28 protein-coding genes are annotated in these 20,468 nt (G+C 62.1%); 18 read left to right on the top strand and 10 right to left on the bottom strand.

Going from position 1 to position 20,468, the window contains the following annotated elements; genetic code table 11:
* Window positions 1–92: 92 nt before the first annotated feature.
* Entirely contained in the window at window positions 93–1,025 is a 933-nt protein-coding gene (gene bioB / locus WN72_RS16835; protein WP_194483025.1) for a biotin synthase BioB, read from the bottom strand.
* A gap of 562 nt (window positions 1,026–1,587) precedes the next feature.
* On the opposite strand from bioB, the gene WN72_RS46945 reads away from it, so the two are divergent.
* Together WN72_RS46945 and WN72_RS16830 are read left to right on the top strand one after the other, a co-directional pair.
* Window positions 1,588–1,770 (top strand): hypothetical protein, encoded by a 183-nt coding sequence (locus tag WN72_RS46945; protein WP_027558858.1) that lies wholly within the window; start codon window positions 1,588–1,590, stop codon window positions 1,768–1,770.
* A gap of 4 nt (window positions 1,771–1,774) precedes the next feature.
* Complete coding sequence (locus WN72_RS16830) at window positions 1,775–2,008, top strand: DUF6894 family protein (protein WP_092217091.1); 234 nt, start codon at window positions 1,775–1,777, stop codon at window positions 2,006–2,008.
* An 88-nt stretch (window positions 2,009–2,096) separates the two neighbouring features.
* Here WN72_RS16830 and WN72_RS16825 read toward each other — a convergent pair whose 3' ends face one another.
* The 3 genes from WN72_RS16825 to WN72_RS16815 form a co-directional block, all read right to left on the bottom strand.
* Window positions 2,097–2,321 (bottom strand): hypothetical protein, encoded by a 225-nt coding sequence (locus WN72_RS16825; RefSeq protein WP_092217092.1) that lies wholly within the window; start codon window positions 2,319–2,321, stop codon window positions 2,097–2,099.
* Between the two features lie 42 nt (window positions 2,322–2,363).
* Window positions 2,364–2,609, bottom strand: coding sequence for a hypothetical protein (locus tag WN72_RS16820; protein ID WP_027558855.1), 246 nt, complete (start codon window positions 2,607–2,609; stop codon window positions 2,364–2,366).
* 124 nt (window positions 2,610–2,733) lie between these two features.
* On the bottom strand, window positions 2,734–2,943 hold the full coding sequence (locus WN72_RS16815) for a cold-shock protein (RefSeq protein WP_027558854.1): 210 nt from the start codon (window positions 2,941–2,943) through the stop codon (window positions 2,734–2,736).
* Window positions 2,944–3,283: 340 nt separating this feature from the next.
* Between WN72_RS16815 and rpsU the strand changes: the two genes are divergently transcribed.
* The 4 genes from rpsU to WN72_RS16795 all read left to right on the top strand — a co-directional run bounded on the left by rpsU (window position 3,284) and on the right by WN72_RS16795 (window position 6,058).
* Window positions 3,284–3,586: a 30S ribosomal protein S21 gene (gene rpsU, locus WN72_RS16810; RefSeq protein WP_092217093.1), complete on the top strand. Its 303-nt coding sequence runs from the start codon at window positions 3,284–3,286 to the stop codon at window positions 3,584–3,586.
* 84 nt (window positions 3,587–3,670) lie between these two features.
* Window positions 3,671–3,952, top strand: a complete 282-nt coding sequence (locus WN72_RS16805; protein ID WP_347337481.1) for a hypothetical protein — start codon at window positions 3,671–3,673, stop codon at window positions 3,950–3,952.
* Window positions 3,949–4,185 (top strand): hypothetical protein, encoded by a 237-nt coding sequence (locus WN72_RS16800; protein WP_092217094.1) that lies wholly within the window; start codon window positions 3,949–3,951, stop codon window positions 4,183–4,185. The genes WN72_RS16805 and WN72_RS16800 overlap by 4 nt, the downstream gene beginning before the upstream one ends.
* A 166-nt stretch (window positions 4,186–4,351) precedes the next feature.
* Window positions 4,352–6,058: a GMC oxidoreductase gene (locus WN72_RS16795; protein WP_092217095.1), complete on the top strand. Its 1,707-nt coding sequence runs from the start codon at window positions 4,352–4,354 to the stop codon at window positions 6,056–6,058.
* On the opposite strand, the gene WN72_RS16790 is transcribed toward WN72_RS16795, so the two are convergent.
* Together WN72_RS16790 and WN72_RS16785 are read right to left on the bottom strand one after the other, a co-directional pair.
* On the bottom strand, window positions 6,047–6,283 hold the full coding sequence (locus WN72_RS16790; protein WP_143130638.1) for a hypothetical protein: 237 nt from the start codon (window positions 6,281–6,283) through the stop codon (window positions 6,047–6,049). The two genes, WN72_RS16795 and WN72_RS16790, sit on opposite strands and share 12 nt — an antisense overlap.
* A gap of 140 nt (window positions 6,284–6,423) precedes the next feature.
* Window positions 6,424–6,600, bottom strand: a complete 177-nt coding sequence (locus tag WN72_RS16785; RefSeq protein WP_167380907.1) for a hypothetical protein — start codon at window positions 6,598–6,600, stop codon at window positions 6,424–6,426.
* Between the two features lie 388 nt (window positions 6,601–6,988).
* Here WN72_RS16785 and WN72_RS16780 point away from each other — a divergent pair, with 388 nt between their 5' ends.
* The 4 genes from WN72_RS16780 to WN72_RS16765 all read left to right on the top strand — a co-directional run bounded on the left by WN72_RS16780 (window position 6,989) and on the right by WN72_RS16765 (window position 10,648).
* Entirely contained in the window at window positions 6,989–8,779 is a 1,791-nt protein-coding gene (locus WN72_RS16780) for an adenylate/guanylate cyclase domain-containing protein (protein WP_092217098.1), read from the top strand.
* Between the two features lie 279 nt (window positions 8,780–9,058).
* Window positions 9,059–9,265: a hypothetical protein gene (locus tag WN72_RS16775; RefSeq protein WP_027558849.1), complete on the top strand. Its 207-nt coding sequence runs from the start codon at window positions 9,059–9,061 to the stop codon at window positions 9,263–9,265.
* A gap of 8 nt (window positions 9,266–9,273) precedes the next feature.
* Complete coding sequence (locus tag WN72_RS16770) at window positions 9,274–10,005, top strand: DUF3750 domain-containing protein (RefSeq protein WP_027558848.1); 732 nt, start codon at window positions 9,274–9,276, stop codon at window positions 10,003–10,005.
* A gap of 229 nt (window positions 10,006–10,234) precedes the next feature.
* Window positions 10,235–10,648 (top strand): hypothetical protein, encoded by a 414-nt coding sequence (locus tag WN72_RS16765; protein WP_027558847.1) that lies wholly within the window; start codon window positions 10,235–10,237, stop codon window positions 10,646–10,648.
* Window positions 10,649–10,650: 2 nt separating this feature from the next.
* Here the strand turns inward: WN72_RS16765 and WN72_RS16760 are convergent, their stop codons facing one another.
* Together WN72_RS16760 and WN72_RS16755 are read right to left on the bottom strand one after the other, a co-directional pair.
* Complete coding sequence (locus WN72_RS16760) at window positions 10,651–10,884, bottom strand: helix-turn-helix domain-containing protein (protein WP_027558846.1); 234 nt, start codon at window positions 10,882–10,884, stop codon at window positions 10,651–10,653.
* A gap of 11 nt (window positions 10,885–10,895) precedes the next feature.
* Window positions 10,896–11,462, bottom strand: coding sequence for a DUF2975 domain-containing protein (locus WN72_RS16755; protein ID WP_027558845.1), 567 nt, complete (start codon window positions 11,460–11,462; stop codon window positions 10,896–10,898).
* Window positions 11,463–11,600: 138 nt separating this feature from the next.
* Between WN72_RS16755 and WN72_RS16750 the strand changes: the two genes are divergently transcribed.
* Together WN72_RS16750 and WN72_RS16745 are read left to right on the top strand one after the other, a co-directional pair.
* Window positions 11,601–12,038 carry a DUF2147 domain-containing protein gene (locus WN72_RS16750; protein WP_027558844.1) on the top strand — a complete coding sequence of 146 codons (438 nt, stop codon included), beginning with the start codon at window positions 11,601–11,603 and terminating at the stop codon, window positions 12,036–12,038.
* Between the two features lie 172 nt (window positions 12,039–12,210).
* A complete protein-coding gene (locus tag WN72_RS16745) occupies window positions 12,211–12,654 on the top strand; it encodes an SRPBCC family protein (protein WP_027558843.1) in 444 nt (147 codons plus the stop codon).
* Window positions 12,655–12,783: 129 nt separating this feature from the next.
* On the opposite strand, the gene WN72_RS16740 is transcribed toward WN72_RS16745, so the two are convergent.
* On the bottom strand, window positions 12,784–14,112 hold the full coding sequence (locus WN72_RS16740; protein ID WP_092217099.1) for an Hsp70 family protein: 1,329 nt from the start codon (window positions 14,110–14,112) through the stop codon (window positions 12,784–12,786).
* Window positions 14,113–14,403: 291 nt separating this feature from the next.
* Between WN72_RS16740 and WN72_RS16735 the strand changes: the two genes are divergently transcribed.
* Together WN72_RS16735 and oxlT (WN72_RS16730) are read left to right on the top strand one after the other, a co-directional pair.
* Window positions 14,404–14,541 (top strand): hypothetical protein, encoded by a 138-nt coding sequence (locus tag WN72_RS16735; RefSeq protein WP_167336519.1) that lies wholly within the window; start codon window positions 14,404–14,406, stop codon window positions 14,539–14,541.
* A gap of 247 nt (window positions 14,542–14,788) precedes the next feature.
* Entirely contained in the window at window positions 14,789–16,075 is a 1,287-nt protein-coding gene (gene oxlT, locus WN72_RS16730; RefSeq protein WP_027558841.1) for an oxalate/formate MFS antiporter, read from the top strand.
* A gap of 6 nt (window positions 16,076–16,081) precedes the next feature.
* Here oxlT (WN72_RS16730) and WN72_RS16725 read toward each other — a convergent pair whose 3' ends face one another.
* Complete coding sequence (locus WN72_RS16725) at window positions 16,082–16,348, bottom strand: hypothetical protein (protein WP_143130639.1); 267 nt, start codon at window positions 16,346–16,348, stop codon at window positions 16,082–16,084.
* Here WN72_RS16725 and oxlT (WN72_RS16720) point away from each other — a divergent pair.
* From oxlT (WN72_RS16720) to WN72_RS16705, 4 genes are all read left to right on the top strand, one after another.
* The gene (oxlT, locus tag WN72_RS16720; RefSeq protein WP_092217100.1) at window positions 16,335–17,657 is read left to right on the top strand and encodes an oxalate/formate MFS antiporter; all 1,323 of its coding nucleotides are present in this window, start codon (window positions 16,335–16,337) and stop codon (window positions 17,655–17,657) included. The two genes, WN72_RS16725 and oxlT (WN72_RS16720), sit on opposite strands and share 14 nt — an antisense overlap.
* Before the next feature lie 181 nt (window positions 17,658–17,838).
* Window positions 17,839–18,267 (top strand): CBS domain-containing protein, encoded by a 429-nt coding sequence (locus WN72_RS16715; RefSeq protein ID WP_027558839.1) that lies wholly within the window; start codon window positions 17,839–17,841, stop codon window positions 18,265–18,267.
* Window positions 18,268–18,467: 200 nt separating this feature from the next.
* Window positions 18,468–19,487, top strand: a complete 1,020-nt coding sequence (locus WN72_RS16710) for a 2-dehydropantoate 2-reductase (RefSeq protein ID WP_092217101.1) — start codon at window positions 18,468–18,470, stop codon at window positions 19,485–19,487.
* 11 nt (window positions 19,488–19,498) lie between these two features.
* Entirely contained in the window at window positions 19,499–20,272 is a 774-nt protein-coding gene (locus WN72_RS16705) for a fumarylacetoacetate hydrolase family protein (protein WP_244553790.1), read from the top strand.
* Window positions 20,273–20,468: the final 196 nt, after the last annotated feature.

Raw genomic sequence — 20,468 nt, 5'->3', positions numbered from 1 at the left:
ACTGGTGAAACGTCCCGCAGTGGCGGCTCCTGCATGACGGGCCGCTCGCAGAGGAAGGCCACCGGTTTCGGCGGCCTTCCAGAACGATTCCTTCACAGCGCCTCCAGCCCGAGCCTGCCAAACAACTTCCGATCGGCTTCGTCCTGCGGATTGCCTGCCGTCAGCAGCGTGTCGCCGACGAAGATCGAGTTTGCACCGGCAAAGAAGCACAGCGCCTGCATCTCATCGGTCATGGCCGACCGGCCGGCCGAGAGTCGCACGAAGGAGGCCGGCATCATGATGCGCGCCAGCGCGACGATGCGCACGAACTCGATCGGTCCGATCGGCGTCGCTTTCGCCATCGGCGTTCCCGGAATCGGGATCAGCATGTTGATCGGTACGCTCTCCGGCGCTTCCGGGAGGTTGGCGAGCGTGACCAGCATGTCGACGCGGTCCTGTTCGCTCTCACCCATGCCGAGGATGCCGCCGCAGCACACTTTCATGCCGGCCTCGCGGACATGCTCCAAGGTATCGAGACGATCGGCGAATGTGCGGGTGGAGATGACGCTCGGATAATAGCGCTCCGAGGTATCGATATTGTGATTGTAGTAATCGAGCCCGGCCGCGCTCAGCCGGTCGGCCTGATCGCGGTCCAGCATGCCGAGCGTCATGCAGGTCTCGAGCCCGAGCTGCTTCACGGCGCCGACGACCTCGACGATCGCATCCATGTCGCGCGGCTTGGGGTTACGCCAGGCCGCCCCCATGCAATACCGCGTCGCGCCGCTCGCCTTGGCCTTGCGGGCCTCGGCCACGATCTTCTCGACCTCCATCAGCTTGGAGGCCGCTACGCTTGTGGCGTGATGCGACGACTGGCTGCAATAGCCGCAGTCCTCCGGGCAACCCCCGGTCTTGATGTTCAAGAGCCGGCTCAACTGCACGCGATTTGGGTCAAAATGACTGCGATGCACGGATTGCGCACGAAACAGAAGATCGTTGAAGGGAAGCCGGTAGACCGTCCAGGCATCCGCGCTGGTCCATCTTTGCATCGCTCCTGGAGCTCCTTGGGATTCTTCTTGCCGGGAGATTTTCTTGATCTCCCCTTCGTTCGCGCCGAGCATTCGCACATCTCCTGACAATGCGGCGGGACCACCGTGAACTTCGTGCCAGCCGCAGGGTCGATTTCAAGTGCAGTGGAACTGTCAGCGGAATCGGACCGGAGTGTGGCGACTTGATTTTGGGTGGTGACAGGACCCACGGTGTCAGCGCGCTTTCGCGGGTCTCAACAATGGATCGGATCCGTAGATCGAGGCGCGCGAGGCCCTCATTCGCGTCGCCCCGCGCAGCGCGACGCTGACGCAGTTCGCGGCGGAATGAAGCTGGCGGTCGCGTCCCGCAGCAGATAGGCCCGCTGAGCAACCGGGGGTGGCGATCGATGCCGAATTGAGGCCGGCTCCAAGGAACCGACGAGGTCCCGTCCCGTTATTCCCTGCACGCCCGTGGAATCGCAGGCGGCCATCCGACGACAAAGTCGATCGCTACCAGCCCGCGGGCTGGAAACGCCAGGTCCGGCGCTTCGAGATCGCGCCTGTCCACCCAATCGAGGTCAAGATGATGAGAGATCATCCCGCGTCCCGGGCTCTGCGGGAGGCCCATAAAGCGTTCAAGCCGGTCGAAACGAAGAAGCCGATGACCGACTATGCGAAGGCGCAACAATCCCTTCACGAAAATCGCGAGCGCCTGAAAGCAGAACGACTGGCCCGAGAGGCCAAGCAGGGAAACCGCCCCAGATAAGGGAATGCCGGTGCCGCATTATTACTTCGACGTCAGAGACGGCAACGCACTCTCTGTGGACGAAGAGGGACTGACCCTGGCGAACCAGAGGGCCGCCGAGATCGAGGCCGCGCTGTCGCTTGCCGATACCGCAAAGGACCTTCCACCGTCCGCGACCGGATGCGGTCTGGCCATCGAGGTGCGCGATGCCGACGGTCCGATCTTTCGCGCGGCATTCTCGTCACCTAAACCGCGATGAGATCTGGATGAATCGTCATCGCGCCTGAGGTCGTTGTTTGAGCATGATCTTTTTCGGAAAACCGCCGCGCACTTGCCCGGATCATGCTTTAGAGCATCGAGAGAACGACGACACCGTCTTCGAGCTCGCCTGACTCGAGGCGCAACCGTGCGATACGCTCAAACTCCGTCCGGTACTTCTGAAGATAGCTGAAGGCCTGCTTCTGCGTCTGAAATGTCGTCGCGAGACGGCACATCTGTCGGCCGGCGCCGAGTGCGAGAAAGAAGGTGATTGTGCCGCCGCCATCCGGCTTGGTCCTAGGCACGGATCGCACTCATTGGCATGTCGAGCCCTCTCATCGCGCGGTTGAAATCGGCTATCGCGACAGCTTTCTCTTGCGCTTCTTCAGTGCAGGTGCCGACGACGAGGATGCACGCAGATCTCCGTCGGCCGCGTCCCTGGCCTCGCGCAGCTCGCGAAGCCGCGCCATGTTGTTGCGGACATCGACCGCCCGCCTTTCGGCATCCGCCATCGCCCGCGCGCCCTCTTCGGCGGCCAGGCGGCGACGCTCGGTCCGCGCGATGGACTCTGTTGACGGTTCGGCCGATTTCTTCGCGCTCATCTCTTGGCGCTCATCTCTTGGCGCTCGTCTTTCACCCTCTTCGGTAACGGGCAAAACCCGCTCGATCCGGGATCGAGCGGGCCGCGTGCCGTTTCAGTACATCCGTGAAACGGCGTAGGAAAACTCAAGCCAGCGAGAGATTCTCAGCGCTGACCTTGCCTCGCATCTTGTCGGTCTTGGTCTCGAAGTTGACCTTTTGGCCCTCGGCGAGCCCCGCAAGACCCGCCCGTTCGACTGCGCTGACATGAACGAACACATCGTTGCCGCCGTCGTCGGGCTGAATGAATCCAAAGCCCTTCTGGCCGTTGAACCACTTCACAGTACCTGTCGTCATTTCTCTCTCCAAAGCGCATAGGCGCGCATTCCACGTGACGCTCACGCAGAACCGATTCAATTCGTCGATGTCTCTGGAAAAAGGAGCCCGCGGGCGCATTCAACAAGGCACAGCGGCTGAACGAACAAAGGGACGGTATACCTCGCCATTAGCATTAGCAAGGCTTCGGGCAGATTTAATCGCGGCCGTGGGCTTCCGCGGAACCTTTGCCCGCCTGGAGACTCAGACCTGAAGACATCTCGTGTGAGCGGCGAGATCTTCGCGAGATCCAATCATCCCTGCGCACGCGGCTGTCGCGCAGTCGTGGTCGACCAAGGCAGCCTCAATACAGGAGCCGCCGATGCAGGTTTTCGTCCGCGACAACAATGTCGATCAAGCACTGCGCATATTGAAGAAGAAGATGCAGCGTGAAGGCGTCTTCAAGGAGATGCGCCGCGCACGATTCTACGAGAAGCCGTCGGCCGCGACGGCGCGACGAAAATCCGACGCCGTGCGGCGCCTGCGAAAGCAGGCGCGGAAGCAGGCCATTCGTGACGGATTGATCGTGGTCAAGCCCAAAAAGCCGGTCGCAGCCGGCAACAAACGGGGCGCCGCCCTATCGAGCGTGCCAGCGGGGCGGACTATGGAAGCAGCCCTGAGGTAGTTTGCGAGCAACCCAGGCTTGGCAGATTCCGCGCGAACAAAGTGTCTTTGTGGACATACATGCTGCTGATCTATGGTATGGTTCGTGATCACCGCCCGGCCCGTGGCTTCTATCGGTGATGAGAACGCCAATTGCGCTCCCGCCCTGTCAGAACAAGGGAGCTTCGGCATGAAACACCGTCACCTCGAACAAACTCGATCGCTCAGAGAGCGGCTCGTCGACGAAATCAATTGTCTGCGCGAAGAAGCGCACCTGCTTCCTCCAAGCCATCGCCGCGAGATGTTACTTCGCAGGGCGCAACAGGACGAAACGGCCATGCAGATCGATGCGTGGCTCAGCTCTCCCGGTCTGAGAGCGCCGACATGACGCTGCAATATCGCGCTTATCTCGTCGGGGCGAACGGCATCTTCCAGTCCGCCGAGGCCTTCGAGGCAGCCTCCGATGCCGCCGCGCTCGTCCATGCGCAGCAGTTCGCGTTGCGCGGCAATGTCGAGGTGTGGCAGCTCGACCGGAAGATCGCGCTGCTGAGGACGTCACTCGTCGAAGGCGCAGGCAGGGTCTCCATCGAGCCTGCTTCACGTCGCATCGATCTCAGCTGAGGTCTGCAAAATGAGGAGCCGCGCTCCTCAAGCCGCATCGCGCAAGCAGACCCGGTGACGCTCGCTCCGCTCAGGAGGGGCTGTTCGCCTCCCTTGATCGTGCGTATCCATCTTGCAACCGCAATTCCCACGCAGATTGTGTCCTTAAATCGCCGAAGGATACCCAATGTTTGGGGACGCTTTCGATAGATCGCAGAACGCTGCCGAAGTCACGATCATCGGAGCGGGTCCTGTAGGTCTCGCAATCGCGCTCGAGCTCGATCGGCTGGGAATTTCCAGTCAGGTCCTCGAAGCTGGAGGTCTGAGGCGACGCCGATCCGTGGACGGTCTGTTCACCGCGCAACTCCGCACGCCGGCAACCCACGGCCCGCTCGAGGCCGTATCGGCAAAAATGTTCGGGGGAACATCCAATCTTTGGGCCGGAGCTTGCGTGGCCTACGATCCGATCGACTTCAAGGAGCGGAAATTTGTAAGCGACGGAGTGTGGCCGATCACATACGAGGATGTATCGCCGTTCCTTGAACCGGCCAGTCGCTTTCTTGACGCAGGCCCTGCGGAGTTCATTGCGGCCAACGTAGCTCATGAATCTGGCGATGAGTTTTCGTGCACGAGTCTTGCGCGCTTCGCGTGCGAGAGGCGTAGCCAGGTCCGGCACGGTGGTGCCGCCGTTCGATCCGCCCGGATCAGAGTGTGCCTGAACACGGTGGTGACCGAGGTTTTCCTCTCCGGCGACGGTGTCGTCACTGGACTTGCCGTGGCGTCGTCGGACGGATCGAAACTGTCCCGATTACCCGTTCGAATGCTCGTCGTTGCGGCGGGAGGGATCGAGACGACAAGGTTGGCTCTGAATATGCAGCGCGATCGCCCCAGGCTGTTCGGCGGCGAAGCTGGCCCCCTTGGGCGATACTACATGAGCCATTTGATGGGCTCGATAGCGGACGTCAGATTTCTCAAGCCGCAACACGTAGACCTGTTCGATTTCCGGAAAGATGCGAACGGAACCTATACCCGCCGCCGATTCCAGCCGAGCGAGGCGACGCAGAAAAAATGGGCGCTGTCGAACACGGTTCTATGGCCGGAAGGCGCGATTGCAGACGCGAGGCATCAACGAGCGCTGCTCTCGCTGGTGTTCTTGTTATCCGGCGCGAACGGCCTCGGGCGAGCAATCTTGCCGGAAGTCATTCGGCGCCGATACAGCGAAAATAGTCTCGGAAGCACTGCCGGGGCACATCTGCGAAACCTCGCGCCAGCAGGCTTCAAGAGCATTCTGGCTGACGCGAACTCGCTTTTGGAGCGGTGGTACGCAGACCCTCGGCCTCCAGGTTTCCTGATACGCAACCAAGGCTCGCAGTACAGGCTCGCCTATCATGCCGAGCATCTGCCCAATCGGGAGAGCCGGGTAACCTTGACAGGCGAGGTCGATCGGTTGGGCATGAACCGGATTGCGATCGACTTGCGCTTTACGGAAGCGGACGCAGCATCCCTCGAGAGAACACACCAGCGAATGTCGGAATGGCTGAAGCGGGGAAGTCTCGCCCGGATGGTGCTGCGGTGTAACCCATCCGATCAACAAAAGACCATTCTGCGGCAGGCCAAGGATGGCACGCATCAACTCGGCATGACCCGCATGGCCTCATCGGCAAAGGACGGAGTTGTGGACAGGGACCTTCGCGCTTTTGGCATCGCGAACCTGTACCTGTGCAGCACGTCGGTGTTGCCAACGTCCAGTCAAGCCAATCCAACGCTGATCGTCGTGGCGCTCGCTCTACGATTGTCGCATCACCTGGCCCACGCGTTCAAGGCCGAGGAGCGTCCCGCAAGCTTGGGCATGCACTCCCTAAGATCCGTTCGTTCGCTTCCCTCAGGGAAGTAGATGGACCTCGATGATCATTTTGAATGAGAGCGCGAGACATAGCCAAAGCAGCAGGCTCGGCCCCGCGGCAATCAGCAGGCCGCGGAAAAATCTTGCACCATCGTCCTCGTCGACGTGGTTCGGGCGCACGTGACGGATCGACGATTGATTGCGGCGGCGGATCGGCTCAATTTGCCCCATCCGCAATGCTATCCGGGAACAGGAGCGCTCTGACAAGTGCTTCAAGGGTGTGCTTGTCGGGCCTCTTTGGAGGTAATCCCCTCCCTCACGGATACCGGCTGGCAACCCTCCGGGAGTTCGGCGACATCCTCAGTCTGCTCGGCAGCCTCGCGGATTCACGCTCGCGCGCCGTCCGCATCGGCTGACTATGTCGCCTGTTCGTCTCTCGTGAGCGCATCAAGTCGGTCCAATTGACCTGCCAAACCAGTAAAGCTTCTTGCGATGTTCTTCATGATGAAAGCGCGGTCTTTGGAAATGCCGGATGTTTGAGAGAGTGTCCTGTATCGATGCGCCATTTCCAAGCATTGCGCGGCGGTAATCATTTGGCCTCCAAGGCTCTGTTTCGACCCAGGCGTAAATGAAAACAAACGCTCAACCAGCGGTTTTGTTCCTAGATGCATCTTGCGCGCGGGTCAAGCGCAGCGCGCAGATCATCGCCGTCGCGCGAACGGTCCTTGTGACCCGCTCTTCTGCCGTGCGCCGGCACGGCGACCTAGGCTGCAGTTGCCCTGCTCTCACGAAGCAATGAGACCTCGTCTGCAACAGGTCACACGCGGGCTTCCCGGCACCGCCCGTCACGAGATCGCTAGCGGCCGGAACGCCGACGTTCAGGCACTTGGGAGGAAAGACGGCGAAGGCCTAACAGCACATCGGTCCGGTGGGAATTTCATCCAATCCATCGTACAATGCGTCCAAAGTGGATCGCGGGCCATGGCGCAGGAGCGGCTAGGGCGGATCGAGCGCAGGTTGGCGGCCATATTGGCTGCCGACGTGGCCGGCTATTCGAGGCTCATGCATCATGACGAAGAGGCGACGCACACCAAACTGACCGCGCTCCTAGCGGAGGCGGTTGATCCAGCAATCACCGAGCACAGCGGCCGGATCGTCAAGAATACTGGCGACGGGTTCTTGGCAGAATTTCCGAGCGCCGTCGCAGCGGTTCGAGCTGCGGTGCAGCTCCAGAGCCGCGTCAAGGAGCTGACCGCTCATGACGTTGAAGAGCGGCGCATTGCCTTCCGGGTTGGGATCAACATTAGCGACGTAATTGTCGAGCCGCATGACATCTTTGGAGATGGGGTCAACATCGCAGCACGGCTCGAGAGCTTGGCGCAACCCGGCGGCATCTGTATTTCGTCTTCTGCGCATGATCATGTCCGCGGCAAGGCCGGGGTCGAGTTCATCGACCTCGGCGAGCGAACTCTCAAGAATATTGACCGCGCCGTGCGGTCCTACGCTTTAATCTGGGACGATCTGAGCACGTCGCCACGGACGCAACGAGCACCCCCGCCATCATCCTCCCCACCTCGCCTCTCTATCGTTGTGCTGCCTTTTGCCAATCTCGGTGGCGGTCCGGAGCAAGAGTATTTCGCGGACGGCGTCACAGAGGCCCTGACCACCGACATGTCGCGCATATCCGGTGCATTTGTAATCGGCCGGCACACTGCATTCACGTACAAAGGTGCAACGATCGACCTAAAGAGGATTGGGCGCGAATTGAACGTGCGCTACGTGCTTGAAGGATCTGTCCAGCGAAGCGGCAATCGGCTTCGGGTGAACGCTCAGCTCGTCGATAGCGAAAGTGGCAGTCACCTTTGGGCCGAACGGTTCGACAAACCTCTCGCTGATCTTTTCGACATGCAAGACGAGATCGTCGCTCGGCTGGCCAGTGCGCTGAATGCCGAGCTCATTGCAGCAGAGGCGCGGCGAGCCCAACGCTCCGTAGATCCAGACGCGATGGATCTTTATTTCCAGGGCGTCGCTATCGCGAACAGAGGCACTACGCCAGAGCACCTGACGCAGGCGCGCGGCTTTTTCGAGGGAGCCTTGGTGTTAGACCCGGGCTGCATCGACGCGCTGGTCGGCCGCGCAGGTCTGGATGAAGCAGCAGTCGCCGCATTGCTAACCGACGAACCAGCTCCGCGCCTTGCGAGGGCTGAGGCGACCATAAATAAGGTTTTGTCGCTGGCTCCCCAGCATGCGTTGGCGCACTTACGACTGGGCGTCGTCCAGGTTCTTACGAACCGCGTGCCTGAGGGTATTGCTGAATGCGAACGAGCCCTCGCGCTGGATCGCAATTTGGCCCATGCTCACGCCTGGATCGGTCTCGCCAAGGTGTACATCGGCCGTGCGGGAGAGACCGAAGCCGATGTGCAGGAGGCTCTTCGTTTGTCTCCTCGCGATACCCGTTCTTATATTTGGCTGATGATCGTCGGAATGGCCAAGTTTCACCTTGGCGCGTACGGAGAGGCGGTCGTTTGCCTACGCCGCAGCATTGAGGCCAATCGAAATCATCCGCTCGCGCATTTTTGGCTGGCCGCTGCGTTGGCACAACTCGGCGCGATCGAAGAGGCTAAGCGCGCGGCCCGGGCGGCACTTGCCCTCAATCCAAGTTTCTCCATCCGCCGTGTGCGCTCCCACCTGCCAAGCGACAACCCGACCTACCTCGCCGGACGCGAGCACCTGTATGAGGGGCTGGGCTTGGCTGGAGTGCCGGAGCAGTGACGTCGCGTTTGGGTCGTTCGCGCTTGGCCACGTCACCTACCTTTCGAAGTGTCTGGAGCTCCCTCATCGTGAGCTGCGCAAGGGCGCCGCTCCTATCGCCGGCGTGCGATCCATGCTCCGACCAGGAAAGCAGCAAGCAGCGACCGCAAAGGCGCCCTCATCGTTACCTCTCGCAACTGCTCGGCCCATCGCATCGCAGGATCCGAGGAAGGCGAGTGGACCGGCCGACGGCTCTCCCCTGCTTTCTCTGTTGGCCTGTTCAATCCTGAGGTTCGCCCTATGCCCTCTTCATTCGCCAATCCCGAGGCCTCCGTCATCGCCGAGGCTTCCTTCATGTCCATGCAGATTCTCCTCTCGAACAACCAGCCAGGCTTCACACTCCCTCGGTCACTTGATCCAGCGGAACCGATCGGCTGGAGCAGCTATGGCGGCAGCATCCTTGCGACCTATATGATCGTGGAAGATCCCGCCGCACCGCTCCCTTGAAGAAACACTTGCTCATCTTTCTGTTCCTCCTGTTTGCGCCTCTCGCTGCGTCAGCGGCGCGATATTTCTTCTTGGGCGATGGCCGCGGGAATTGGCAGTTGGCCGACCGGTCGAGCGCCGGTCTTCTCCCCGCCGCGGCGGATCGTCCCGAAGCCACGATACGGGTCTTCGCGGCAAGAACCGTCAGATGGCGCAGCATCTTTGCCGTTCACACCTGGATCGTCGTGAAGGAGAAGCATGCGGCGACCTACACCCGATATGACTACACGGCCTGGGGCGAGCCGATCCGCACCAACGGCTTCGCTCCGGATGGGCGGTGGTTCGGCGCTTTGCCCGAAACCATCGTCGCCGTGGATGGAGAGCGCGCGGAAGCGCTGATCCCCAAGATACGGGATGTGATCGAAAACTACAGGTTCCGTTCCTACGGGGATTATAGCGCCTGGCCTGGCCCCAACTCGAACACCTTCGTGCAGGCCGCACTCGACTCCGTCCCCGAGCTCCGCGCAGTCCTGCCGCCGACTGCGATCGGCAAGGACTTCCCCTACACCGGCAAATGGCTCGGTGTCACCGCGTCAGGCACCGGCATCTATGCTTCGCTTGCTGGATACATCGGCTTCTCGATCGGCTGGGTCGAGGGTGTGGAGATCAATTTCTTTGGCGCCGTGCTCGGTTTCGACATCCGGCGTCCGGCACTCAAGCTACCTGGCCTTGGCCGATTTGGGATGGCCTCCGGCCTGTAAGATCCACGATCCCGGCTTTCGGGCCGCTAATTCAGTTCGCGCTGACTTACGTCGGCCGCCGCGGTAGCTCGACCCACGCTCCGGCGCGGAATCCCGCCAAGCCAATTTGATTCAATTGAGCGCGTTGTCGTCAGATGGGCGTTTCCCGTCGCAAAAGGTATCGAAGCGGATTCAGTCGCCCTTAATGACTGACGCTCGAAGGTGCGCCCATTAAAACGGGAGCATCAGCATGCGTCTCGCGTTCTTTGGATTGGTTGCCGCAGGCATTGCCGGCTTTGCCGCCTACGATCAGTACGACAAGAAGACGAATTTTCAGCGCGTCAACGCGCATGTCAGCACCGTGACCGAGCAGTGCTACCTGGAGAAGGTCGAGCGCGGCATTCTCTCCAAGACCACGTCGACCTCCGACATGCTGCGCTGTGAGCTCGCCGAGCTGCTGACGCGCGAGCACCCGAAATGGCAGGGCTACGAGATCAAGCACAAGATCGAGATCCAGTTTGCCTTCATCTCTCCGGTCGACGGCGCGACGCATACGTCGAGCCTCAGGATGTCCGCCTTCCCCGATGGCCGGGCACTGCGCATGGGGGATGTCTTCCAGGTCCTCGCATCCAAGACCAAGGCGGACAAGACCCGCCAGGTGTGAGCTCAGCTCCCCTCGCCCGCATCGCTCTCCTCGCCCGCGACATATTCGAGGATGTCGCCGGGCTGACAGTCGAGCTCGCGGCAGATCGCGGCCAGGGTCGAGAAACGCATCGCCCTCGCCTTGCCGGTCTTCAGGATCGACAGGTTCTGGATGGAGATGCCGATGGCATCGGCGAGATCCCCGAGGCGGCGCTTCCGCTTCGCAAGCATGACATCGAGGTTCACGACGATCGGCACAAGCATTCACCTCAGATCGTCAGTTCGTTTTCGGACTGCAGCAGGATGGCGTGCTCGATGACGAATTTCAGCGCCATCAGGAACACCCCGCCCGCGATCGTGCCGATGTCGACATTGTAGGACGGCAGGAAGAACTTGACGTCGCCGATCTCGTGCAAGGCATAAGCCACCGTATTGCCAGTGATCAGGTCGATGAACGGCCAGATCACCAGAATGATCCCCATCCACCACACACCCTGGAGCGTCTCGGACACGAAGATCCGGCCGCGCGCGAATCGATGCACCATGCGGTGAAGGATGCCGGTGAACACGGCAAAGAACGACAGCTGAAACAAAAATAACGTCCAGAACAGCATCTGCCCCTTGCGCGACATGTCGAGCGGGTTGGTGACGATGCCCGCGCATTTCGCCTGCTCGGGACTGAGGCTGGCCGCAATCGACGCGGAGGCGGTCGTGTTGTGGCGATAGGCAAGCCATATCACCACCGGGAATGCCGCCCAGATCATCCAGAACGCAAGATCGAGGCGTCGAAACCAGCGCTGCCGGGCCTCGCGCACCGACGTCCTCACCGCATCCATCTCCAGCCACTCCGCAATGCAAGGGTCATCTATGGGGACCAGTATGCCCGTTCCATCAGCTTGACTCAACCTTAAGCGCGATATATTGATTGTTTATCATGAAATAATTCATGATAATTAATCCGATATGGAGCCCCCATGCGTTCCACCCTCGTCCGGCACGTGCTCGCAGCCATGTTGTCCATCTCGCCGCTCGGAAATGCCGAAGCCGCAGCGGCGGGCGATCCCGGCGGCGTCTGGCTGACCCAGTCGGGCGATGCGAAGATCAAGGTGAGCCGCTGCGGCAATGCGCTGTGCGGCCGCGTCGTCTGGCTGAAGGAGCCGATCGACAAGAAGACGGGCAAGCCGCAGCTCGACGACCACAATTCCGATCCGGCGCTGCGCGGCCGGAAGATCGTCGGCATCTCCCTGTTCATCGACATGCAGGCCGCCGGCGCCAACAAATGGTCGGGCCGGATCTACAATGCCGACGACGGCAAGACCTATGCGAGCACGGTGACCTTGCTGCCGTCGGGCAATCTCAACGTCCAGGGCTGCATGGGAACGTTGTGCGCGGGTGAAGATTGGACACGGTGAGCGGCCGATCGGCGAGCGCAACGTCAAAGCCGCCGGTTCCGGCGGCTCTTTTGTCTGCGATCTCTTTTATCTGCGGTGACGTGTCGGATCGGCAGCCCCTCGTTCGTCATCTAGACATCAACGGGCCTTAAAGCGCGAACGTCGGCCCATCACTGCACGAGGAATGACGAACATGCCCAGCACTGTACGACTGCACCGCGTTCTCGCCACCAGCCCCGAGAAGATCTATCGCGCCTTCCTCGAGGCCGATGCGATGGCGAAATGGCTGCCGCCGAACGGCTTCACCTGCACCGTGCATCATTTCGAGCCCAGGGTCGGCGGCACGTTCAAGATGTCGTTCCGGAATTTCACCACGGGCAACAGCCATTCGTTCGGCGGCGAATATCTCGAGCTCGTGCCCGGCGAGCGCCTGCGCTACACCGACAAGTTCGATGATCCCAATCTGCCGGGTGAGATCCAGGTGACCGTGATCCTGAAGAAGGTGTCGGTCGGCACCGAGGTCGACATCACGCAGGCCGGCATCCCCGACGTCATTCCGGCGGAGGCCTGCTATCTCGGCTGGCAGGAGTCGCTGCGCAATCTGGCGCGGCTGGTCGAGCCGGAGATCAATCAGTAGCAGCGACATCAGTATCGTAGGGTGGGCAAAGCGCAGCGTGCCCACCAATCTCTTTCAACCTCGGAAAGATCGTGGGCACGGCGCTCCGCGCCTTTGCCCACCCTACGGCACCGGTTGATCGTAACTGGGCTACGCGCCCTTCTGCTTGAGCCCGCCATCCGCGGTCCAGCGGTCCGGGTCGGGACTGTGCCCGATCAACGCGAGGCCATAGGCGATCGACTCGAACTGGTCGCCCGACATCAGCCGCTCGTTACCGAAGCGGTCGGCGAACAGCTTTCGCACCGCGGGCACGAACGAGGTGCCGCCGGTCAAGAACACCTTCTCCACCTCGCGCGCGGTGATGCCGGCCTCAGTCAGCACCTTGTCGACGGTGGCCCCTAACCGGGCGATGTCGTCGGCAATCCAGGATTCAAAGTTCTTCCGCGTGATGGTCGAACCGATGTCGACGCCGCCGCCCTTGAAACGGAAGTCCACCTCGTCCTGCGCCGACAGCGCGACCTTGGCATCGGACACCGCGCGGTACAGCGAGAAGCCGAGATCGAGATCGACGATGGTGATGAAATCCTCGAGCAGCTTCGGCTTCAGCGCGGTGCGCGCGAGCTCGCGGAGCTCCCGGAGATCGCCATTGCTCTTCATCATCGCGAGCTGATGCCAGCGCGCAAGGTTGGTGTAGTGGCCGCTCGGGACCGGCAGCACCTTGTCGAACGAGCGGAAGCTCGAGCCCTTGCCGAGCCGCGGCGAGACGACGTGGTCGACGATGCGATAGTCGAAGGTGTCGCCGGCAATGCCGATGCCGGCATGTCCCAGCGGCTCGGCGCGAAGCGTGCCGCCGGCGCGCGAGAAGCGCATCGCCGAGAAGTCGCTGGTGCCGCCGCCAAAATCCGCAACCAGCACGGTCGCATCGCGCTCCAGCCGGCGGGCGAAGGAGAACGCCGCGCCCACGGGCTCATAGACATAGCGCGCGTGGCCGGCGCCGAGACGCTCGAACGCGGCGCGATAGCGCTGCATCGCCAGCGCCTCGTCGGGATTGCCGCCGGCAAAGCGCACCGGGCGGCCGACGGTGATGTTCGATGTCTCGAAGCCGAACTTTTCGCCGCCATGGCGCGCCAGGGTGCGCAGGAACGCCGCCAGGATGTCCTCGAACTTGAAGCGTTGCCGGAACACCTGCGTGGTCTGGAAGCTCGAGCTCGCCGCAAAGGTCTTGAAGGACTGGAGGAAGCGGTAGACGTGGCGGCCTTCCAGGAAGGTCTCGATCGCCCACGGGCCGCCCTCGGCCTGGGCGCCGGCGCCCGGCCGGTCCTCCCAGAAGCACAGGGCCGAGACGTAGACGCTGTGGCGCTGGCCGCCATGGTCGAAGCGGATGGCCTCGACCCGGCGGTCGTCCGCCGCAAGCGCGACGACCGTGTTGCTGGTCCCAAAATCGATGCCGATCGAGACGGCGGCCGAGGCGCTCGACATGAACCACTCTGACAGTTGATTGGAAAAGGGGGCAGAGCACTAACGGCTTTGACCTGCCCTGCCAAGGCCCGGACCTAGGGTGATCCCGGTCAAATCCGCGCCAATGCGTCGTTTTGGCCGCCGTTTTGCAATTTTAAGCCCGAACCGGGCGCTTTAACGCATCATTATGCTGCAATGCGAGAGACTGCATGCTGCCATGCAAACAAGCGCATAGACACTGGCATCTGGTATACATAGATTGCCTTTCGAAATGAGACAGCAACACTGACTGTCTCGAGAAAGGAATTTCCGATGTCCAAGACCGCCTCCGTCGCTCTCGCGCCCTCCTCCTCGCTGTTCGCCCGTCTGATGGCTGCGATCGACCGCCTCCTGATGGCGAGCGCCGAGATCTCGAATCACAACGGCGACCTGCCGCGTTTCGGCCTGTAAGCCGGGCACTTTCCCGCGCTGCCATCCGGCGCGACGGTTTCAGACCGATCCACATGCTACTTTTGATGAATGGCCCCGCAGGACGGGGCCATTTCTACTTGTGCTGTCCCGAGTCACAGCCGCGACCAGACAAGGTGCTGCGGCATTTGCGCACGGTGGCCGGACCAGCGCTTGAACCTTGGCATAATGAATACAAGAATGCCGCTCCAGCGCTCGCAGAAAAATTAGAGGCGCCACGGGAGGCTTTATGACGGACATGGTGCAGGCAACGGCCCCTACAGCCGCGCGCGTCAGCGACACGTATCGCTGGGCGCAATTGGCGATCGGTGTAGCGGCCATGGTGATGATCGCCAATTATCAGTACGGCTGGACGTTCTTCGTCCCAGACATCCAGAAGAAGTTCGGCTGGGATCGCGCGTCGATCCAATGGGCCTTTACGCTCTTTGTGTTGTTCGAGACCTGGCTCGTACCGATCGAAGGCTGGTTCGTCGACAAATACGGTCCGCGCATCGTCGTCCTCGTCGGCGGCGTGCTCTGCGCCATCGGCTGGGCCATCAATGCGCAGGCGACCTCGCTCAACGGCTACTATCTCGGCATGATCATCGCGGGCATCGGCGCCGGCGGCGTCTACGGCACCTGCGTCGGCAACGCGCTGAAGTGGTTTCCGGACAAGCGCGGTCTTGCTGCCGGCATCACGGCCGCGGGCTTTGGTGCAGGCTCTGCCCTCACCGTCGCGCCGATCCAGGCCATGATCAAGGACAGTGGATTCCAGACCACCTTCCTCTATTTCGGCCTCGGACAAGGCATCATCATCTGCATCCTCGCCTTCTTCCTGCTCGCGCCGAAGCCGGGCCAGGTGCCGAGCGTGGTGGCGAATGCCAATATCATCCAGACTCGGCGCAACTATCAGCCGACCGAAGTGCTGCGCCAGCCGATCTTCTGGCTGATGTACTTCATGTTCGTGATCGTCGGCGCGGGTGGACTGATGGTCACCGCGAACCTGAAGCCGATCGCGGTTGACTGGAAGGTCGACAGCGTGCCGGTGACGCTGATGGCGGTGACGATGACCGCGGTGACCTTCGCAGCGACCATCGACCGCGTGCTCAACGGCCTGACGCGTCCGTTCTTCGGCTGGATCTCCGACATGATCGGCCGCGAGAACACGATGTTCATCGCCTTCGGCATGGAAGGGTTCGGCATCTGGATGCTCTACCTCTGGGGCCACGATCCGGTCTGGTTCGTGCTGCTCTCGGGCTTCGTGTTCTTCGCCTGGGGTGAGATCTACTCGCTGTTCCCCTCGACCTGCACCGACACGTTCGGCGCCAAGTTCGCGACCACCAATGCGGGCCTGCTCTACACCGCAAAGGGCACCGCCGCGCTACTGGTTCCGGTCGCGAACCTGATGCAGCAGAACTCGGGCAATTGGGACAACGTGTTCATCATCGCGGCCGGCGCCAACATCCTGGCCTCGCTGCTGGCGATCGCGGTGCTGAAACCCTGGCGCAAGGTCGTGGTCGCGAAATCGACCCTCTGACACGTTTCACACAGCAACTCCTGACAACAACGCCCGGCCTCGCGGCCGGGCGTTTTCGTTTGTCCGAAGCTGTTCCGATTCCGGTAATCCGAACGGAACCGCGCTTTTTCTGGCGCTTGATGCGAGATAAGACTTGCAATCTGGAATATGGTATACCAAGCTGCCCGCCGCGCTTGCGACGATAAGCCACAACATTTGCGACACCGGGTCATCTTGCAATCCCTGGTCGCAATCAATCAGGCGCGTTGGGAGGTTCTTGATGATTTCCAGCACGGACGGCGCCGTCACAGCTGCGCCTCTTCGCACCGGTTTCCGTTGGCTTCAGCTCGTGATGGGCATCGTCTGCATGGCGATGATCGCCAACCTGCAATATGGCTGGACGCTGTTCGTCGATCCGATCGATGCGGCCCACCATTGGGGACGCGCCGCGATCCAGCTCGCTTTCACCATCTTCGTCGTCACCGAGACCTGGCTGGTGCCGATCGAGGCCTGGTTCGTCGACAAGTACGGCCCGCGCATCGTCATCATGTTCGGCGGCGTGATGATCGCGCTGTCCTGGGTGCTCAACTCCTACGCCGATAGCCTTCCCCTGCTCTACACCGCGGCCGTGATCGGCGGCATGGGCGCGGGCGCGGTATACGGCACCTGCGTCGGCAATGCGCTGAAATGGTTCCCCGATCGTCGCGGCCTCGCCGCCGGCGCAACGGCTGCCGGCTTCGGCGCGGGCGCAGCCCTCACCATCGTACCGATCGCGACCATGATCGCATCGAGCGGCTATCAGCACGCCTTCCTCGTCTTCGGCATCGGCCAGGGCGTGATCGTGTTCGTACTCGCCTTCTTCATCCAGCCGCCGCGGATCTCGATCCCGCCGAAGAAGAAGCAGCTCAATCTGCCGCAGACCAAGATCGACTTCACCCCGCCGCAAGTGCTGCGCACCCCTATTTTCTGGGTGATGTATCTCGTCTTCGTGATGGTCGCCTCCGGCGGCCTGATGACCGCGGCGCAGATCGCGCCGATCGCGCACGACTTCAAGATCGCCGACACGCCGGTCACTCTCGCCGGCTTCCAGATGGCGGCCCTGACCTTCGCGATCTCGCTCGACCGCATCTTCGACGGCTTTGGCCGTCCGTTCTTCGGCTTCGTGTCCGACACGATCGGCCGCGAGCACACCATGTTCATCGCCTTCGGCACGGCGGCGCTCATGCTGTTGACGCTGTCGGCCTATGGTCACATCCCGATCGTGTTCGTGCTCGCGACTGCGGTCTACTTCGGCGTCTTCGGCGAGATCTACTCGCTGTTTCCCGCCACCTGCGGCGATACCTTCGGCTCGAAATTCGCAACCACCAACAACGGCATGCTCTACACTGCGAAGGGCACCGCCTCCCTGCTCGTCCCGCTCGCCAGCGTGATCTCGACCGCCTATGGCTGGAAGGCCGTGTTCGTGGTCGCGGTGGCGCTGAACGCGACGGCGGCGCTGATGGCGCTGTTCGTGATCAAGCCGCTGCGCCGCTCCTTCATCCTCGGCAAGGAAGCCGAGAGCGCGAGCACCGCAACCGGCGCAGCCAAGACCGAGACGGCGTAGCGACCACACGCCTGTCACGTCGGTCAAAAAAGGGGCGCAGCGATGCGCCCCTTTTTCTTTTGGGCGCGCGACAAACGTCAGCATTGCTGCCGCAAGATTTTTCGGATCAGCCAAATCGAGTGCTTGACGATTGGCATTATGTATACCACACTTCCCTCATCATTCACCCAGGGAGGTCGCCATGCTGGTCGGAGACATTCTGCGCAAGAAGACGCCGCGCGTTGTAACGGTGCGAATGAACGAAACGGTGGGTATCGCCGCCAAGCTGATGCGCGCCAACAACATCAGCGCGCTGGTAGTCAAGGACGTGGTGCGCTCTGAAGGCAACACCGCGGTCGGCATGTTCACCGAGCGCGACGTGGTGCGTGCGGTTGCCGAGCACGGCGCCAATGCCATCAACGTCAAGGTCTCGCAGCTCGTGTCGGTGCAGCAGCTCGTCTCCTGCACCTCCTCGGACACGATCGAGCACGTGCGGCACCTGATGAACCGTCATCACATCCGCCATCTGCCCGTGATCGACGATTACAGCCTCGTCTCCGTCATCAGCATGCGCGACATCGCCGCTGCCGTCGACGAGGCGCTCAACGGCACGCCGCAAGCGGCCGCCTAAAGCATGATCCGGACCCGGAGGGCCGCGTCAGCGCAAAGTGCGTAGCGGTTTTCCGACAAGATCATGCTCAAGCAATAGCCTGAAGCGCATCGCGCTTTAGGGCACACACTTCCCCTGCGACTACCGGCCCCGGCTCGGATCCTTCTGAGCCGGACCGGATCTTTCGTCCCCAAATTCCGGTCACTGCTCGCGAGGATTTCATGAAGATCTGCATCTACGGCGCCGGCGCGATCGGCGGATATCTCGGGGTTCAGCTCGCGCGCGCTGGCGCGGACGTCAGTCTCGTCGCCCGCGGCGCGCACCTTGCGGCGATGCGCGAGCGCGGCCTGACGCTGCTCGCGGGCGAGGAGACGCACACCGTGCATCCGCGCTGCACCGACGATCCCGCCGAGCTCGGCGTGCAGGACTACATCATCATCACGCTGAAGGCGCATTCGATCACCGGCGTGATCGAGAAGATGCAGCCGCTGCTCGGGCCGCACACCCGCATCGTCACCGCCGTCAACGGCATCCCCTATTGGTATTTCTACAAGCATGGCGGCCAATACGAGAATTCGACGCTGGAGAGCATCGATCCCGGCGGACGGCAGTGGCGCGAGATCGGCGCCGAGCGCGCCATCGGCTGCATCGTCTATCCCGCCACCGAAATCGAAGCGCCTGGTGTGATCCGCCACGTCTACGGCAACAATTTCCCGCTCGGCGAGCCCTCCGGCGAGATCACCTCCGACGTGCAGCGCCTCGCCGATCTCTTCGTCGCGGCCGGCCTCAAGGCGCCGGTGCTCGATCGCATCCGCGACGAGATCTGGCTCAAGCTCTGGGGTAACGTCTGCTTCAATCCGATCAGCGCGCTGACCCACGCAACCCTCGACGTGATCTGCACCGATCCGTCCACGCGTGCGCTGTCGCGCGCGATCATGGTGGAGACGCAAGGCATCGCCGAGACCTTCGGCGTCAAATTCCGCGTCGACGTCGAGCGCCGCATCGAGGGCGCCCGCAAGGTCGGTGCGCACAAGACCTCGATGCTCCAGGATCTCGAGCGTGGCCGCCCGATGGAGATCGACCCGCTCGTCACCGTGGTGCAGGAGATGGGCCGCCTCACCGGCATCGCCACGCCCGCACTCGACTCAGTGCTGGCGATGGTGACCCAGCGCGCCCGCATCGCCGGCCTCTATGACGGCGTCGCGGCACCCGGCGATTCCCGCGCACTGGCGGTGGCGTGATGGCGGGCGAGATGAAACACTGGCTACGCTTCCGTCATAGCGGCGCGACCGGTTTCGGCACGCTGACGTCATCCGGCATCAGCGTCCATGAGGGCGAGATGTTCGGCCGCCATGCCGCCACCGGCAAGACGCTGGCCCTGTCGGAGGTCGAGTTGCTCGCGCCCTGCGCGCCGAGCAAGATCGTGGCGCTCTGGAATAATTTCCACGCGCTCGCAGCCAAGCTGAACCAGCCCGAGCCGCCGGAGCCGCTCTATCTGCTGAAGGCCACCACCACCATCGCCGCGCCCGGCGCGGTGGTCCGCCGCCCCTCTTATTATGACGGCAAGACCACCTATGAGGGCGAGCTCGGCATCGTCATCGGCAAGACCTGCGCCCGCGTCTCGCCCGCGGAAGCGGACGGCTTCATCTTCGGCTACACCTGCGTCAACGACATCACCGCCAACGATATCCTGACCCGCGATCCCACCTTTCCGCAGTGGGCCCGCGCCAAGGGCATCGACGATTACGGCCCGTTCGGCCCCGTGATCGCGACTGGCCTCGATCCAGCCAAGCTCGTTGTGCGCACCATCCTCAACGGCGCCGAGCGGCAGAACTATCCGATCTCGGACATGATCTTCTCGGCGCAGGAGCTGGTCAGCCGGATTTCACACGACATGACGCTGCTCCCCGGCGACCTCATCGCGGTCGGGACATCGGTTGGCGTCGGCGTGATGAAGGAGCCGGTGAACATGGTGACCGTCGCGATCGACGGCATCGGCGAGCTCACCAACGAATTCCGGCTGTAGCTAAGAGCCCAGCGCCGTAGCCCTCTCCGTCATTCCGGGGCGCGACCAAGTCGCGAGCCCGGAATCCATAACCACGATGGCCGATTGAGTCAGGCATCGCGCGCCACGCCGATCTCGCTTCAGCACAACCGCCTGTGGTTATGGATTCCGGGCTCGACGCTGCGCGCCGCCCCGGAATGACGGAGTGACCTCGGAA

It is taken from the genome of Bradyrhizobium arachidis, assembly GCF_015291705.1.
Classification (GTDB): domain Bacteria; phylum Pseudomonadota; class Alphaproteobacteria; order Rhizobiales; family Xanthobacteraceae; genus Bradyrhizobium; species Bradyrhizobium arachidis.
Note: the sequence above shows the minus strand (reverse complement) of the source record. Positions and strands in the feature narration are given on the sequence as shown.